Here is a 14,171-nt window from a genome sequence, read left to right as displayed (position 1 = left end):
GACGTTAATGGATTTGGTTAAGTTCATCACCGTACAGCTGGTGAAGCAGGCTGTCGGTGAGTCGGGAAGGATGGCCGTCAAACAGCACCACGCCGCGCTGAATGCCAATCACGCGGGTGCAGTAGCTTTTCACCAGCTCAATCGAGTGCAGGTTGACCATGACGCTGATGCCCTGCTCGCTGACCTGACGCAGCACATCCATGATGCGTTTGGTATTTTTAGGGTCGAGCGACGCCACCGGCTCATCGGCCAGCAGGATTTTCGGGTTCTGCATCAGTGCGCGGCAGATCGCCACGCGCTGCATCTGCCCGCCAGAGAGGTTTTCCGCACGCTGCAGCGCCTGCGGCAGCATGTTCATCCACTGCAGCAGTTCGATGGCGTGCGCCCGGTCCTGGTCAGAGAAGATTTTAAAGAAGGACTTCAGCGTGCCGGTCTGGCTCAGACGGCCCAGCAGCACGTTGGTCAGCACGTCGAGGCGCGGCACCAGACAGAAATCCTGAAAGATCATGCCGCACTGGCTGCGCCATTCGCGCATCTGGCGGCTGTTGAGCGAGACCACGTTACGATCCGCTTCGCCCTCATGCAGGCTGATAATCGCACCGGACGTGGCGTTAATCGTGCCGTTGAGCATGTGCAGCAGCGTCGATTTTCCCGCGCCAGAGCGGCCAATCACCGCCACCAGCTCACCGGCGTGCAGGTCGAAACTGACCTGATCCAGCACCTGCGTGTCGCCGTAGGCTTTGCTCAGTTTCTGCACCGACAACACTTTTTGTCCGCTGAGGCTGGCCGGTGGCAGATCGTTATCGACCACCGTTTTCAGAAGTGCCTGTGCCATGGTGTTCTCCGTCATCGCTGATTGCGTTCTGCCGGTTATTAAGGCGTGACGCGATGAATACGGGATGACAGTCAGATGATCAAACTGTGACAGGCCAGTGCGCGCCGCACAGCAATGTCTGGCCGTCACGGGCAGGCAGCACGCCCTCCGGCAAGGAGTTTTCGGCTAACCAGTTATCCATCTCATGGCTAAGGTGGGTCAGCCACGTCTGACGCGGCCGGAGCATCTCTGCTATCGCCAGCGCCTGGGTCAGATCATTGTGATTACGCGGCTCGGCACGCGGCGGATCGTTGCAGTCAATCACCAGTTGATCCAGCGGCTGGCCGCGCAGAAAGTCGGCGGTGTCGGGCGGCAGCCCGCAGGTGTCGCACAGCCAGGCGAGCCGGGTATCGTGCCAGTCGAACAGATAGCCATGCGTCAGCTTCGAGTGTTGCAGCGGCAGCGGTGTGACCTGCAGTTCACCGAAGGCGTGCGCCACAAACGGAGTTAAGGCGGGACGGAAATCAAGCAGGCCAGGGTGTTTATAGAGGTCGTCACAGCCACGTGGATCGGGCGGGCCCCAGACCGGAATCGGCGTGCCCACTCCCCAGCGCAGCGCAGCGCAAACAGGCCCTGCACATGATCCATGTGGTAGTGAGTGAGCAGAATGCGCGTCAGGGTGCCGGGCGGGAAGCGCGACGCCAGCAGCGGCAGACCGGCATCCAGCAGGATCCGTTCGTGGCCGAACTCAATCAGCGCGCTGCAGGGCGCACGCGCATGGGCGCTGTTGCGCTGCGCCCGCTGACAGGCACGACAGTCGCAGCCCGGCAGCGGTGCCGCCGTAACGCCGCCGGTACCCAGAAAAGTGAGTTTCATTGATGCGCCTCCAGTATCTGGCGCAGCTGGCAGACGGTATCCGCCAGCGCGCCGTCGTTGTTGAGGAGAAGGCTATCGGGCTGCGGCTGGGCGGCGCGCGCCAGCCGCCGGGCGATCTCCGTCTCATCTTCCCGTCCGCGCTGACGCAGGCGCGCCGCCAGCACCGCGGGTGACACCTGCAGACAGACCGGCAGCAGCTGCGCGCCAAAACGGGCCTGTGCCTGCGCCAGATGCAGCCGCGAACCGTTCACCACCACATTCTGCCCGCGCAGCAGCCACTGCTCCGTCTCACAGCCGATGCCGTAGCGGAAACCGTGCGCCTCCCAGCTCACCGCGAACAGACCGAGTGCAGCGCGACGTTCAAACTCCGCCTCAGTCAGCGCCACATGGTTTTCACCGCCCGCATCGGCGGCGCGGGTGATGTAGCGATGGGCGATCAGCAGACGCGGCGGCGGTGCCTCCCGCAGCGCATCCAGCAGGCTATCCTTGCCGGAGCCGGAGGGCCCGGTAAGCCAGATCAGCCGCGCCATCAGTACACCTGCCGGCCTTTGCTCCAGACATGCCGCACGTGCGGGTAGCCGTGTGCGGTGTGCGCCAGCACCAGGTCGGCGCGGCAGCCTTCGGCGATGACACCGCGATCGAATAGCCCTAACGCACGGGCCGGGTTACAGGTCACCAGCGCGATGGCCTGCGCCATGCCGAGGCTGTTGCGCTCGTCATCCGCCAGCCGGAACGCCGCATCCAGCAGGCTGGCCGGGTAGTAATCGGACGACAGAATATTCAGCAGGCCATGTGACGCCAGTTCCCACGCGGCGACGTTGCCGGAGTGCGAACCGCCACGCACGATGTTAGGCGCGCCCATCAGCACCTGCATGTTGCGATAGCGTGAGGCACGCGCTGCCTCCAGCGTGGTCGGAAACTCCGCGATACGGCTGCCTGCCGCATGGGACTCTTCCACATGCGCCGCCGTGGCATCATCGTGGCTGGCAATGGCGATGCCATGTTCCCGGCACAGTCCGGCAATTGCCTGACGATTGGGCTGCGACCACTCTGCCGCCAGGGTGAGCTGGTCGTGCTCGAACTGATCCATCTCGGCGTCGTTGAGCTGATATTTGCCCTGATAATATTCGCGATATTTGGTCAGCGATGCGTACTGGCGCTGGCCCGGCGAATGGTCCATCAGCGACACCAGCGCCAGCTCCGGCGTGCCCATCAGCGCTTCAAACAGTGGCGCAGTGGTGGGATGCGGCAGTTCACAGCGCAGATGCAGCAGATGCTCGGCCCGGTTCAGCCCTTTGCGGTTGCTGTCACGGATGGCGTCAATCATCTTGCTGAGGTTATCCAGCCGGTGCCCGCCGTCGCGCACATCGCCGACGCCAATCGCGTCCAGCACCGTAGTAATGCCGCTGGAGACCATCAGCGCATCGTGGCTGCTCATCGCGGAGTGCGCGGGCCAGTCCACTTTCGGTCTTGGGGTGAAGAACTTGTCGAGGTTATCGGTGTGCAGCTCTACCAGCCCCGGCAGCAGCCAGGCGCCTTCGCCGTCCAGCGCACCCGGCTGCTGGCTGGTGGTTTCGCTGAAGCTGCTGATGCGCTCGTCGCGAAACTCCAGCGATCCGTTCACCACTTCGTTTTCCAGCACCAGTCTGACGTTATTGATGATCATGCCTGCACTCCTGTATCGATCGGGTGCATCAGGTGCAGCCTGTCGGCTACCCGCTCGCGCACCGCCCGATCGTGAAAAATACCGACGATGGCGGCACCACGGGCGCGCGCCTGTTCAATTAAGCTCACTACCGCCTCGCTGTTGACGTTGTCGAGCGAAGCGGTGGGTTCATCCAGCAGCAGCACCGGATAGTCGGCGATAAAGCCACGGGCAATATTCACGCGCTGCTGCTCACCGCCGGAAAAGGTGGACGGGGCCAGCGACCAGAGACGCTGCGGCACATTCAGCCGGGTCAGCAGTTCGGCGGCGCGCACTTCGCAGAATTCGCGATCGACACCGCGTTCCAGCAGCGGCTGCATCACAATCTCAATCGTTGGCACGCGTGGGATCACCCGCAGAAACTGGCTGACCCAGCCCAGCGTGTCGCGACGCAGGGCGATAATCTGCCGCGCTGATGCCTGCGCCATGTCGATCCACTCGCCCTGATGTGCGACGCGGATGTGGCCGCTGTCGGGCTGATAGTTGCCGTAAAGCGCACGCAGCAGCGTGGATTTGCCGCTGCCGGAGTGACCGTGCAGCACCACGCATTCGCCCTCGCCTACCGTCAGGCTGGCGTTGTGCAGCACCGGCAGCGCCGCGCCGTTCTGGTTGTGCAGCACAAAGGTTTTACACAGATTTTCTACACGCAGGCGCGGAGTGAGAGTCGTCATTTAATTGAGCACCGAAGAGACCAGCAGTTGAGTGTAAGGATGATGAGGATCGTCCAGCACGCGGTCGGTCAGACCGCTCTCCACCACCCGCCCCTGTTTCATCACCAGCAGGCGATGTGCCAGCAGCCGCGCTACACCGAGATCGTGGGTGACAATTACCACCGCCAGATTCAGCTCGCGCACCAGCGTCCGCAGCAGATCCAGCAGTCGCGCCTGCACCGAGACATCCAGCCCGCCGGTCGGCTCATCCATAAACATCAGCTGCGGCTGCGTCACCAGGTTGCGGGCAATCTGCAGACGCTGCTGCATCCCACCGGAAAAGGTGGTCGGCAGATCGTCGATGCGACCGGCATCAATCTCCACCGCCTGCAGCCAGCGGCTCGCCTCGGCGCGGATGTCGCCATAGTGGCGCTGTCCGGTCGCCATTAGCCGTTCGCCGATGTTGCCGCCCGCGCTGACCTGCGAACGCAGTCCGTCCATCGGATGCTGATGCACCACGCCCCACTCGGTGCGCAGCAGGCGACGGCGATCGCTTTCACTCATCTGATAGAGGTCGCGATTCTGATAGAGAATGCTGCCCTGCTGCGGTGTCAGACGCGCCGACAGGCTCTGCAGCAGCGTGGTTTTACCGGAGCCGGACTCGCCGACAATCCCCAGCACCTCGCCGGGCCAGAGATCAAAACTGACCTGCTCAAACCCTTTGCCCGGCGCATAAAGATGGGTGAGCTGGTTCACCGCAAGCAGCGGCTGTTCACTGTGCATGTTGCTGTTCCTGCTGCTGATGGCAAAAGTCGGTGTCGGAGCAGACAAACATCCGCGTTCCCTGGTCGTCCATCACCACCTCATCGAGATAGCTATGGCGCGAGCCGCACAGTGCGCAGGGTTCATCCCACTGCTGAACGGTGAAGGGGTGATCGTCGAAGTCGAGGCTCTCCACGCGGGTGTAAGGCGGCAAAGCGTAGATGCGCTTTTCACGCCCGGCGCCAAACAGCTGCAGCGCGGGCATCATGTGCATCTTCGGGTTGTCGAATTTGGGGATGGGCGAGGGATCCATCACGTAGCGATCGTTGACCCGGACCGGATAGGCGTAGGTGGTGGCGATATGGCCATAGCGGGCGATATCTTCATACAGTTTCACCTGCATGATGCCGTACTCCTCCAGCGCATGCATGGTGCGGGTCTCGGTTTCACGTGGTTCGATAAAACGCAGCGGCTCGGGAATCGGCACCTGGAAAATCAGGATCTGATCCTCTTCCAGCGGCGTTTCCGGGATGCGGTGGCGGGTCTGAATCAGGGTGGCATCGGCGGTGCGCTCGGTGGTCGCCGCGCCGCTGACCCGCTTAAAGAACTGGCGGATCGACACTGCATTGGTGGTGTCATCTGCGCCCTGATCGATCACCTTGAGCACATCCTGATCGCCAATCACGCTGGCGGTAATCTGGATGCCGCCGGTGCCCCAGCCGTAAGGCATCGGCATCTCGCGTCCGGCGAACGGCACCTGATAGCCGGGGATCGCCACCGCTTTGAGGATGGCGCGGCGGATGGTGCGTTTGGTCTGCTCGTCGAGATAGCCGTTGTTATAGCCGGTGAGTTCAGCCATGGTTGCGCTCCTGATAATCGTGCTGCAGCTGTTTCAGCAGCGCCAGCTCGGCCTGAAAATCGACGTAGTGCGGCAGCTTGAGGTGCGAGACAAAGCCCGCGGCTTCGACGTTGTCGGCGTGCGACAGCACAAACTCTTCGTCCTGCGCCGGGCTGGTCACGCGCTCATTCTGCTCGCGACATTGCAGCGCCCGGTCCACCAGCGCCATCGCCATCGCTTTGCGTTCGGCACGGCCAAACACCAGCCCGTAGCCACGGGTAAACTGCGGCGCGGCATCGTCACTGTGGGCGACGCCGTTGACCATTTCACATTCGGTCAGCAGCAGTTCCCCAATATCCAGCTCAAAACCCAGCTCTTCGGGACAGATGCTGACGCTGACAGTGCCGGTGCGGATCTCGCCGGCAAACGGATGGGTTCGGCCGTAGCCGCGCTGGGTCGAGTAGCCCAGTGCCAGCAGAAAACCTTCGTCGCCGCGCACCAGCTGTTGCAGCCGTGCAGCGCGTGAGGCGGGAAAACGCATCGGCTCGCGGGTGATATCAACCGGCTCGCTGCCGTCATCCACCTCTGCCGCAGCCAGCCCTTCCCCGGTCATCATGCTGAACATGTGCGGGCACTGCTCAGGCATCGAGCGGTCGTCACGCGGCGCGGCAGGCGTTTCGCCATTGGCCAGCAGGGTGAAGTCGAGCAGACGGTGGCTGTAGTCATAGGTTGGCCCCAGCACCTGGCCGCCCGGCAGATCTTTATAGACCGCCGAGATGCGGCGTTCAATGCGCATCGCGCCGGTCGCCAGCGGCGTGCTCTCCGCCAGCCGTGGCAATGTGGTGCGATAGGCGCGCAGCAGAAAAATCGCCTCCACCAGATCGCCGCTGGCCTGCTTGATCGCCAGCGCGGCCAGTTCCGGATCGTATATCCCGCCTTCGGTCATCACCCGATCTACGGCCAGGCCCAGCTGTTGCGCCACCTGGTCACAGCCGAGTTCGGCTACTGCCCGATCGCCGCGTCGCAGATCGGCCTGCAGCTGGTGAGCATTAGAGATGGCTTTTTCGCCCCCTTTCACCGCGACATACATCAGCACACCTCCACAACGGTGGTGCGCGGCACGGCCATCATTGCTTCGCCACAGGTGAAGATCAGATCGACGCCCTGCGGGAAGGGATGCGGACGGGTGCGCAGATATTCCAGTACGCTTTCCGGCAGCTGTGGCGCAATGGCACGGGTTTCCCGCAGTCCAGGGCCGGAGAGGCGCAGCGTTAATCCGCCATTCAGCGACGGCACTTCGATGATCAGCGTGGTGCTTTTCTCCGGCGACATATTGTCACCTGCCGCGAACTGCGTCGGATCGGGCTGCGCTGTCGCATGGCTCAGGGCGAACGGTGCATCCTGCTGCGAAGTGATGGGCGCGCCAGTGTGGAAGCGCAGATTATTGCGCAGCTGTTCGTTGTCGATTTGGGCATCCAGCCAGACCGGGCTTTCCTGATCGACCAGCGTCAGCAGCAGCGCCGTGGCGGCCGGTGACAGTGCGCCCCAGCCCTGTTGCAGCGGCAGCGAGACCATCACGCCCGGCTCGCTCATCGCTTTCAGAATGCGGCGAAACGCGCGCTGTGCATCCGCCACCGGATGGTTAAAACTTGCCAGTAAAGTCATCAGTTATCTCCGCGAACCAGCGTAAAGAAATCCACTTTGCTGCTGGCGATTTCACGGGCGCGCAGCTGTCGCTGCTCATCGCGCCACGCCGCCAGCGGGGTAATAATCTTCTCTTCCAGCAGTGGCCGGGTTTCCGGCTGCTGCAACAGCGCATCCAGCAGGGCGCAGCGTTCGGCATGGGCTTTGTCGCGCCCCAGCAGATAGCTGTAACCCAGGGTGCCGTCGCCCAACTGCACCACCGCGCGTGTCACCGTGGCATCACCCATCACAAAGCGTTTGCCGGTGGCCCCCATCCGCGCCTGTAACCGCGTCAGCCCGATCTCTGCCGGACGGATCAGGGTGAACTCGGGCTGGAGGTTAAGCGCCTGCCAGTGCTGTTCAAGCAAGGCGGCGCTGCTGTGCGCCAGCACCGACAGCCAGCGCTGGCGATCCGTTTGCTGTTCCATTAGTGCTCCAGAGTCAGTTCGATCATGTCGCCGCGTGTCAGGCTGACGGAGTATTCCGCCACTGCGCCATCACTGGTTTTGTTCAGCGTCCGCACGCAGAGCAGCGGCGCATGCAGCGCGATGTCCAGCTGCCGGCACTCCTTCGCCTGCGCACGGCGGGTGCTGATACGCGTCTGGGTGCGCACCAGCTGTTTGCCGGTGTGCTCCACTAAGAAGTCGTGCAGCGATCCGCTGTTAAATTGCTGAAGCTGCGGCCACCAGCTGAGGTCGGCGAGGAAATGGTTGATCAGGCAGAGCGGCAAGCCGTTGGCGCGGCGCAGAGTGCGCAGATGAATGACGTTGTCGCCCTCGTTTATGCCCAGCGCACTGGCGACGTCGTTGCTGGCCGGACGCAGCACTGCCAGCAGCCGTTCGCTGGTCGGGTGACTCCCCTGCTCCATCAGGTTCTGGCTGAAGCGCGCCTGGGCATGCAGCGGATAGTCATACGGGCGCATCAGCACCAGGATGCCGACGCCATGACGGCGCTGCAGCAGGCCTTTGTGCACCAGCTCATCGACAGCGCGACGCAACGTGTGGCGGTTCACCTCATAGTGATCGGCCAGCTGTTGTTCGGAAGGAAGATAGTCGCCGCAGCGGTAGCGCTCTTTCAGCGCCTGCTCCAGTTGCGCGGCAACAGCCTGATAAACAGTGGTCGGATGTCTGGATAACTCCATCACGATGAAATCCTCACGGGTTACAGAGTGTGAACGCAGTGATAAGACGCTGCGGGATGGTGTTAGCCTGAGGGACGCAGATGACAGAACCGTGACGCGGGGGTGAAGGTGGGGTGAATGTGGGGGCTGGAGAGTGCAGGTGTTTATAAGTGTGATTGATGAGGCAGGAAGCCGCCACACAGGAAGTTATGGCGCCTGCTTGCGCGTCATTTTCGCTGCCCGGCGAAGAGCCAGTCCATCAGAAGAATGTCATTCCCTGATAGGGCTGAGTCAGGCAAGCTCTGATACGACTTTCAAGATCGCCATCATGGATCTCCAGCTTGTGGCCATCGGGGTCTAGAAAGTAGAAAGATTTCCCCTCGCTTTTATTGCGCTTCCACTCTGTCACACCCGCCGCTCTCAATCGCTCAACGAACACCTCGAATTCGTCACCAGCAATAGTGAATGCATAGTGGGTGTAATCATTTCCAGCAGAGACGGTATCCACAGAGAGACAGAGCCAGAGTTCGCCCAGCGAGAGATAAGCGCCATGATCCCATGCAGCTTTGGGGATGAATCCAAGAGTGCCAGTATAAAAGCTCAGGCTACTGGCCAGGTTGCTTACTGCGAGGGTGATGTGATTGAGTCCTGTCAGCATGTAAAACTCTTTATCAGAATGCAGAAGAATTTAATTTATAGGATTTAGATTTCTTTGCACACATAGAGAATTGAGAAACGGTTGTATATCGGCTGACTCTTTGCCGGACTCACGTCTGAAACAGGAAATCGAAGCGGATGATACAGCCGGGACAGTTACGCGATGAGCGGGTGACTAAGGTCGGGCTTAGGCGCAAGGGACGACGGCCTTCATGGTGTACACTGGCACGAACTCATTAAGCGTTAAGGAAAGAAAATGTACGGACCGGATCCGGCCAATCCCCATCCAATGGAAGGTTTCCCTCAGGTTTGTTTTATCAAAAACACGGTGAAGAACCCCAACATCATCATCGGTGATTTTACTTATTATGATGACCCTGAAGACGCAGAAAACTTCGAGCGCAATGTCCTTTATCACTTCCCGTTTATTGGCGACAAACTCATCATCGGCAAATTCTGCGCTATCGCAAAAGGCGTTCAGTTCATCATGAATGGGGCTAACCACAGCATGGCCGGCTTCTCCACTTATCCGTTTTACATCTTCGGAAACGGATGGGAAGCCGGTCAGCCTCAGCCCGGCGATCTGCCCTATAAAGGCGATACGGTGATTGGGAATGACGTCTGGATGGGTTATCAGGCGCTGATTATGCCAGGCGTTAACATCGGCAACGGCGCGATCATCTCGTCACGCTCTGTCGTCACGTCGGATGTCCCGGCTTATTCGGTTGTGGGTGGCAATCCCGCAAGAGTTATCAAACAGCGTTTTAGCGATGAAACCATTTCGACACTGGAGAAGCTGGCCTGGTGGGACTGGCCCGTAGAAAAGATTACCCAACACCTTCCGGCAATTATCTCAGCAGACCTTAAAGCCTTGCCAGAAGAATAGCTCTGCAGAATCATCAACGTTCGCTGCGGGAAAACGGTGGCATTCATTCATAATCCGTTGGGATGATTTCGCACAGCCTGATTTCTAAAATTGCCTGCTTTACCACTGGAGCGCAGGTTAAAACAGGAGTCGTTATGCTCTACATTTTTAGTGGCCTTCCGGGTTGCGGAAAAAGCACGATCGCTAAACTATTATCTGAAAAATTAAAAGCGGTGTATTTACGCGTCGATACGATCGAACAGGCATTGCGTAATGGTTCAGCAGCTTCAAGGCACATTGGCCCGGAAGGCTATTTCATCCTGTATGCGCTTGCACGGGACAACCTGAAACTGGGATTACCGGTTGTCACTGACTCGGTGAATGACCTTAATCTGGTGCGTGATAGTTTTCGGGATATCGCGATATCTTCAGGTGTTCCCTTTCTGGAAATAGAAATCCTCTGTTCGAATCCTGAACAGCATCGTGCGCGTGTAGAGAAAAGAATCTCTGATATTCCAGGCTTGAAAGTACCTGACTGGCAGGCCGTTGTGGATCGTGTTTATGAGCCATGGAAAAGAGAACATTTGAAGCTGGATACGGCGCGGTTATCGCCTGTTGAGTGCGTAGAGGAGATCGTTAGGGTTGGGGGTTAGTGATGGGCGGCCGTCAGACCATGCCATTGGCTGTAATGGATGGTATGAACCTTATGCTGAGTATTGGCTCTGCCTGCAGGAATTTAAAGCGACCACATCACTCAATTCGGTCAGGTCAGAGTGACGATATCAGCGGGGTTTCGGAGAGTGTTGAAGTGCAAATCTGGGTCGAAAAAGGGTTTGGTCCTCTATAAGCGAGAAGCGGACGTGATATTCCTGATATCATTGAAATTTTCGAGCATTCCACTCATCGCGGGTGATTTCCCAAAGATCAGAATCCAGAAGGCCGCTGACATAATCCTTCTTAACAGTTTTAATAAGCTGCATTCCGCTAGTGACCGAAATACGCTGAGAGCGGCTGTTAAGGGCTGCTTTAGGTGCGCGTAACACCGGCTTATTCAACACGTTGAACCAGTAATCTGTAGCCGCAATACTAGCTTCACGCATATAGCCCTGACCCTGATATTCCGGTGCGAGCCAGAATCCACGATTGTTATCTTCTTCATCGTAAAGACAGATCAAGCCCATGACTTTATCTGGTATCTCACGATTTCTGATAGTCCAGAACCATGCAATTCCTTTCGCCATGTCAGGCAGAGCAACGTTATTAACGTAATTCTCTGGATAAGGCCAGGGGACCGATGCCACCATATAGCGGACTATTTCCCAGCGGGGATAAAGCGTCTGGATCTGCTTAGCATCTTCGGCGACTAGTGGTTTTAAAAGCAACCGATCTGTTGTAAGTGTGGGGGTTGGCATGGGCAATTATCCTTGCTGGTTGATGAATTCCCTATCAGATTTTGTTTATCTTACGAAAAATATGAACATACCGTCATCTGTTGCATCATGCAAAGATGGTATTACGGCTTCAGCGTCCGCTTCTGGCAGAAAAATGAATTGCGGCAGGCTAAGGTCCGCTATGAGCGAGAAGCGGATACTTTCACCTTACGAACAGACTTAAATATGAATTTTTTCAATTGTGTAGTGGCTCTGAGGGTATGCTTTGACATGTTATCTATGCAAAAATTAAAAATTAAATCATTTATGAATTCTGGCAAACCATGGCTATTATGTTTATTCCTGCTCTTGCTGAACTGCTTGAAGATAGAGAGATGGACTCCGGACGAGAATTGACCCGAGAGGATGTTAAGTCAATACGAGATAATGCTACTGCTATTGAATTACCTGCAGAGTTTGCCAGAGACATGATCAAAAGCCGAGGCTATCCCGATATTGATGCGGAGAATGTTTGGAATGAGTGATTACTATATAAAAATACTAAGAATCAGGGGGCGTATTGATGTGCTCCGAGCACAAATTCTCGGAATCGTTAAGCGATTCGAAAGAGGAATATTATGATTTTCGGTGATCCCTATCGCTTTGCAATCTGGATTGAACATGTTCCCCAGTGGGGCGAGTCTATAAAGAATGGTTTCTTTTATTTCTTTTTAAACGGCAATATGTATCCTAATGACATCCGCACGTCGACCTTATTCGTTGATTATGATGATGTTGTTGATCATGAAAATGCGCTTGTAGCTATGCCAATCGATGACGAAATATTTAACGCACCTACGGATAAAGCTTTTAAATACCTGTATGAAATGGCTTATCCACAACCCACGCCAGAAGATGAATATCCTGAGGGAATTGGCAAGTTCAAAGCTTCACCCACAATAATTTTAGAGTCTGGAGCATGTTTTTTTGCCGTCTCGAATAAAGACTTTGTTAGAGTATTAGGTGGTAAAGTGTCTGAATTAGTTGATTGTGGTGAGAGACGCAATTGGCAAGACATAGAGCATCCTGTTATAGAAGATATAACTCTAGCGAAAAAGGAAGTTAATGAAATAATTTCCAGCTTTAGGGAGCACACCGCTTCTTTATTACATTTAAATAGTTAATGATGGTCAAAGGGCAGGTTTTTAGTATCTAAAACACTGATACCCTCATCTGAGAACATCACAACAAGGACGTTTGTAACATCTAGTATTCAGCTCATATGTGCAAGAGTTTCTCCCACTCAATGGGCTTGAACCATGTGGCAAACGTCCGCTTTTGGCACAAAGCGAACACATCCACCAGCGCCCACATCCTATTAATAAAGAAGGGAGCAACAGCCATCAGGATGCTCACACATCTCATCAAACTGCCGCTCCCAATACCTAAAACGCCCTACTCCATCACCCCTCTCCCAACCTTCTCCGACCCGCTATCCGTCAGCGACGCCCTCACCTGTGGCAGGCTTTCCGGGTAATTCTGCTGAATAAATTCAATCATCTTCTCACGCACATAACAGCGTAAATCAAAGGCGATTGGGGAGTTCTGGGCAGTCATCAGCATCCTGATGGTCATGGTTTTTTCGGTGGTGTCAGTCACCTGAAGCACAGAGGTTTCCTGATCCCAGAGCTTGGTTTCACTCAGCACTTTTTCAAAATGTTTGCGCAGCGGCTCCAGCGGCATCGAGTAATCCACATAGAGAAACACCGAGCCTAAAATCTGGGCATTGTTGCGCGTCCAGTTCTGAAACGGATTCTCAGTGAAGTAGGTGATCGGCAGCACCAGACGGCGCAGATCCCAGATGCGAACTACCACATAGGTCAGGTTAATCTCTTCAATCCAGCCCCACTCTTTTTCCACCACTACCGCATCATCAATCTTGATGGGCTGGGTAAAGGCGATCTGAATACCGGCGAACAGGTTAACCAGCGACTTCTGTAAGGCAAAGCCAATAATGATACCGGCCACACCCGCACCGGCCAGAATAGTGGTACCGAATTTACGGACGCCGGGAAAGCTCAGCAGAATCAGCGAAACACAGAACAGCACCAGGATGACGATAACGACTTTTTTGACATAGATAATCTGCGTGCGAATTTTACGCGCACGAAGGTTATTGGAAATATTAATGTCATAGCGGATATACAGCATATCCTGCGCCACGTGGGTCAGCCGTATTAAGACCGAGCAGAATGACATGATAATAAAGACGTTGATGATATTGGTGATCAGATCAAGTGATTCAGGATGGAAATCGATGTAATTAATCCCGACATTGATCATTAATAGCGGGATAAAAAAGAACATGGAACCGCTAAGGTGCTTTTCCAGGGATTTGAACAGCTTTCTGTCACGAATCTGCCAGTAGCGGATGAACCGGAGCAGGATAAGGCGGGCCAGGAAACCCACAACAAATGAAAGCGAGACGAGTAATACAACAGGCACCCATGAGGGGAAGCCAGATAACTCACCGAATAACAATGGCATTATTTTCCCTTACAGTCAGCTGACAACCTCAGGCTGTCAGTTAAGTGACAAACTCAGTAACCGTTGTCATCACGGTTATCCGTTCGTAACACAATCAGCGCTCATGAGTATGAACCATAGCGACGAAGTTGGCAGGAAATGCGCGGTAATGGGATGACCACTGCTTCTGCGCATCAGGCTCACCGCTTCTGAGAACCGTGCACAATCCCGGCCTCTATGTCACCTACCTGCCATACCATCTTCATTAAAATAACTGATACAAAGCGCACACTCTCCTGCACCCA

17 protein-coding genes and 1 pseudogene are annotated in these 14,171 nt (G+C 56.4%); 4 read left to right on the top strand and 14 right to left on the bottom strand.

Features of this window, described 5'->3' with window-relative positions:
• Nucleotides 1-4 precede the first annotated feature (4 nt).
• The 12 genes and pseudogenes from phnC to fos all read right to left on the bottom strand — a co-directional run bounded on the left by phnC (nucleotide 5) and on the right by fos (nucleotide 9,106).
• Entirely contained in the window at nucleotides 5-835 is an 831-nt protein-coding gene (gene phnC / locus PU624_RS11165; protein ID WP_283547674.1) for a phosphonate ABC transporter ATP-binding protein, read from the bottom strand.
• Nucleotides 836-914: 79 nt separating this feature from the next.
• Nucleotides 915-1,690, bottom strand: a pseudogene (gene phnP, locus PU624_RS11160) (phosphonate metabolism protein PhnP).
• A complete protein-coding gene (gene phnN / locus PU624_RS11155; protein WP_283547673.1) occupies nucleotides 1,687-2,220 on the bottom strand; it encodes a ribose 1,5-bisphosphokinase in 534 nt (177 codons plus the stop codon). The pseudogene phnP and the gene phnN overlap by 4 nt, the downstream one beginning before the upstream one ends.
• Nucleotides 2,220-3,356 carry an alpha-D-ribose 1-methylphosphonate 5-triphosphate diphosphatase gene (phnM, locus tag PU624_RS11150; protein ID WP_283547672.1) on the bottom strand — a complete coding sequence of 379 codons (1,137 nt, stop codon included), beginning with the start codon at nucleotides 3,354-3,356 and terminating at the stop codon, nucleotides 2,220-2,222. The genes phnN and phnM overlap by 1 nt, the downstream gene beginning before the upstream one ends.
• On the bottom strand, nucleotides 3,353-4,066 hold the full coding sequence (gene phnL / locus PU624_RS11145; RefSeq protein ID WP_283547671.1) for a phosphonate C-P lyase system protein PhnL: 714 nt from the start codon (nucleotides 4,064-4,066) through the stop codon (nucleotides 3,353-3,355). The genes phnM and phnL overlap by 4 nt, the downstream gene beginning before the upstream one ends.
• Nucleotides 4,067-4,828 (bottom strand): phosphonate C-P lyase system protein PhnK, encoded by a 762-nt coding sequence (gene phnK / locus PU624_RS11140; RefSeq protein WP_013358336.1) that lies wholly within the window; start codon nucleotides 4,826-4,828, stop codon nucleotides 4,067-4,069. It lies immediately after the preceding gene.
• On the bottom strand, nucleotides 4,818-5,666 hold the full coding sequence (locus tag PU624_RS11135; RefSeq protein WP_008926903.1) for an alpha-D-ribose 1-methylphosphonate 5-phosphate C-P-lyase PhnJ: 849 nt from the start codon (nucleotides 5,664-5,666) through the stop codon (nucleotides 4,818-4,820). Before PU624_RS11135 ends, phnK begins: the two co-directional genes overlap by 11 nt.
• Nucleotides 5,659-6,735, bottom strand: a complete 1,077-nt coding sequence (locus PU624_RS11130) for a carbon-phosphorus lyase complex subunit (protein WP_283547670.1) — start codon at nucleotides 6,733-6,735, stop codon at nucleotides 5,659-5,661. The genes PU624_RS11135 and PU624_RS11130 overlap by 8 nt, the downstream gene beginning before the upstream one ends.
• Nucleotides 6,735-7,310, bottom strand: a complete 576-nt coding sequence (gene phnH / locus PU624_RS11125) for a phosphonate C-P lyase system protein PhnH (protein ID WP_283547669.1) — start codon at nucleotides 7,308-7,310, stop codon at nucleotides 6,735-6,737. Before phnH ends, PU624_RS11130 begins: the two co-directional genes overlap by 1 nt.
• On the bottom strand, nucleotides 7,310-7,756 hold the full coding sequence (gene phnG, locus PU624_RS11120) for a phosphonate C-P lyase system protein PhnG (RefSeq protein ID WP_013358340.1): 447 nt from the start codon (nucleotides 7,754-7,756) through the stop codon (nucleotides 7,310-7,312). The genes phnH and phnG overlap by 1 nt, the downstream gene beginning before the upstream one ends.
• On the bottom strand, nucleotides 7,756-8,469 hold the full coding sequence (phnF, locus tag PU624_RS11115) for a phosphonate metabolism transcriptional regulator PhnF (protein WP_283547969.1): 714 nt from the start codon (nucleotides 8,467-8,469) through the stop codon (nucleotides 7,756-7,758). Before phnF ends, phnG begins: the two co-directional genes overlap by 1 nt.
• Nucleotides 8,470-8,707: 238 nt before the next feature.
• The gene (gene fos / locus PU624_RS11110) at nucleotides 8,708-9,106 is read right to left on the bottom strand and encodes a fosfomycin resistance glutathione transferase (RefSeq protein ID WP_283547668.1); all 399 of its coding nucleotides are present in this window, start codon (nucleotides 9,104-9,106) and stop codon (nucleotides 8,708-8,710) included.
• A 255-nt stretch (nucleotides 9,107-9,361) separates the two neighbouring features.
• Here fos and PU624_RS11105 point away from each other — a divergent pair, with 255 nt between their 5' ends.
• Both PU624_RS11105 and PU624_RS11100 read left to right on the top strand, forming a co-directional pair.
• On the top strand, nucleotides 9,362-9,991 hold the full coding sequence (locus tag PU624_RS11105) for a Vat family streptogramin A O-acetyltransferase (protein ID WP_283547667.1): 630 nt from the start codon (nucleotides 9,362-9,364) through the stop codon (nucleotides 9,989-9,991).
• Between the two features lie 134 nt (nucleotides 9,992-10,125).
• Nucleotides 10,126-10,623 (top strand): P-loop nucleotide/nucleoside kinase family protein, encoded by a 498-nt coding sequence (locus tag PU624_RS11100; RefSeq protein ID WP_283547666.1) that lies wholly within the window; start codon nucleotides 10,126-10,128, stop codon nucleotides 10,621-10,623.
• Between the two features lie 222 nt (nucleotides 10,624-10,845).
• On the opposite strand, the gene PU624_RS11095 is transcribed toward PU624_RS11100, so the two are convergent.
• A complete protein-coding gene (locus PU624_RS11095) occupies nucleotides 10,846-11,382 on the bottom strand; it encodes a GNAT family N-acetyltransferase (RefSeq protein WP_283547665.1) in 537 nt (178 codons plus the stop codon).
• A 302-nt stretch (nucleotides 11,383-11,684) separates the two neighbouring features.
• Between PU624_RS11095 and PU624_RS11090 the strand changes: the two genes are divergently transcribed.
• Nucleotides 11,685-11,885: a hypothetical protein gene (locus PU624_RS11090; protein ID WP_283547664.1), complete on the top strand. Its 201-nt coding sequence runs from the start codon at nucleotides 11,685-11,687 to the stop codon at nucleotides 11,883-11,885.
• Nucleotides 11,886-11,978: 93 nt separating this feature from the next.
• A complete protein-coding gene (locus PU624_RS11085; RefSeq protein WP_283547663.1) occupies nucleotides 11,979-12,524 on the top strand; it encodes an immunity 42 family protein in 546 nt (181 codons plus the stop codon).
• Between the two features lie 271 nt (nucleotides 12,525-12,795).
• Here PU624_RS11085 and PU624_RS11080 read toward each other — a convergent pair whose 3' ends face one another.
• Nucleotides 12,796-13,887 carry a mechanosensitive ion channel family protein gene (locus tag PU624_RS11080; protein ID WP_283547662.1) on the bottom strand — a complete coding sequence of 364 codons (1,092 nt, stop codon included), beginning with the start codon at nucleotides 13,885-13,887 and terminating at the stop codon, nucleotides 12,796-12,798.
• Nucleotides 13,888-14,171 lie beyond the last annotated feature (284 nt).

It is taken from the genome of Pantoea sp. Lij88 (genome assembly GCF_030062155.1).
Classification (GTDB): Bacteria; Pseudomonadota; Gammaproteobacteria; order Enterobacterales; family Enterobacteriaceae; genus Pantoea.
Note: the sequence above shows the minus strand (reverse complement) of the source record. Positions and strands in the feature narration are given on the sequence as shown.

Excerpts from the sequence above, each read along its gene's own strand:
- phnC (WP_283547674.1), bottom strand. The coding sequence starts at position 835 with ATGGCACAGGCACTTCTGAAAACGGTGGTCGATAACGATCTGCCACCG.
- phnN (WP_283547673.1), bottom strand. The coding sequence starts at position 2,220 with ATGGCGCGGCTGATCTGGCTTACCGGGCCCTCCGGCTCCGGCAAGGAT.
- phnM (WP_283547672.1), bottom strand. The coding sequence starts at position 3,356 with ATGATCATCAATAACGTCAGACTGGTGCTGGAAAACGAAGTGGTGAAC.
- phnL (WP_283547671.1), bottom strand. The coding sequence starts at position 4,066 with ATGACGACTCTCACTCCGCGCCTGCGTGTAGAAAATCTGTGTAAAACC.
- phnK (WP_013358336.1), bottom strand. The coding sequence starts at position 4,828 with ATGCACAGTGAACAGCCGCTGCTTGCGGTGAACCAGCTCACCCATCTT.
- PU624_RS11135 (WP_008926903.1), bottom strand. The coding sequence starts at position 5,666 with ATGGCTGAACTCACCGGCTATAACAACGGCTATCTCGACGAGCAGACC.
- PU624_RS11130 (WP_283547670.1), bottom strand. The coding sequence starts at position 6,735 with ATGTATGTCGCGGTGAAAGGGGGCGAAAAAGCCATCTCTAATGCTCAC.
- phnH (WP_283547669.1), bottom strand. The coding sequence starts at position 7,310 with ATGACTTTACTGGCAAGTTTTAACCATCCGGTGGCGGATGCACAGCGC.
- phnG (WP_013358340.1), bottom strand. The coding sequence starts at position 7,756 with ATGGAACAGCAAACGGATCGCCAGCGCTGGCTGTCGGTGCTGGCGCAC.
- phnF (WP_283547969.1), bottom strand. The coding sequence starts at position 8,469 with ATGGAGTTATCCAGACATCCGACCACTGTTTATCAGGCTGTTGCCGCG.
- fos (WP_283547668.1), bottom strand. The coding sequence starts at position 9,106 with ATGCTGACAGGACTCAATCACATCACCCTCGCAGTAAGCAACCTGGCC.
- PU624_RS11105 (WP_283547667.1), top strand. The coding sequence starts at position 9,362 with ATGTACGGACCGGATCCGGCCAATCCCCATCCAATGGAAGGTTTCCCT.
- PU624_RS11100 (WP_283547666.1), top strand. The coding sequence starts at position 10,126 with ATGCTCTACATTTTTAGTGGCCTTCCGGGTTGCGGAAAAAGCACGATC.
- PU624_RS11095 (WP_283547665.1), bottom strand. The coding sequence starts at position 11,382 with ATGCCAACCCCCACACTTACAACAGATCGGTTGCTTTTAAAACCACTA.
- PU624_RS11090 (WP_283547664.1), top strand. The coding sequence starts at position 11,685 with ATGGCTATTATGTTTATTCCTGCTCTTGCTGAACTGCTTGAAGATAGA.
- PU624_RS11085 (WP_283547663.1), top strand. The coding sequence starts at position 11,979 with ATGATTTTCGGTGATCCCTATCGCTTTGCAATCTGGATTGAACATGTT.
- PU624_RS11080 (WP_283547662.1), bottom strand. The coding sequence starts at position 13,887 with ATGCCATTGTTATTCGGTGAGTTATCTGGCTTCCCCTCATGGGTGCCT.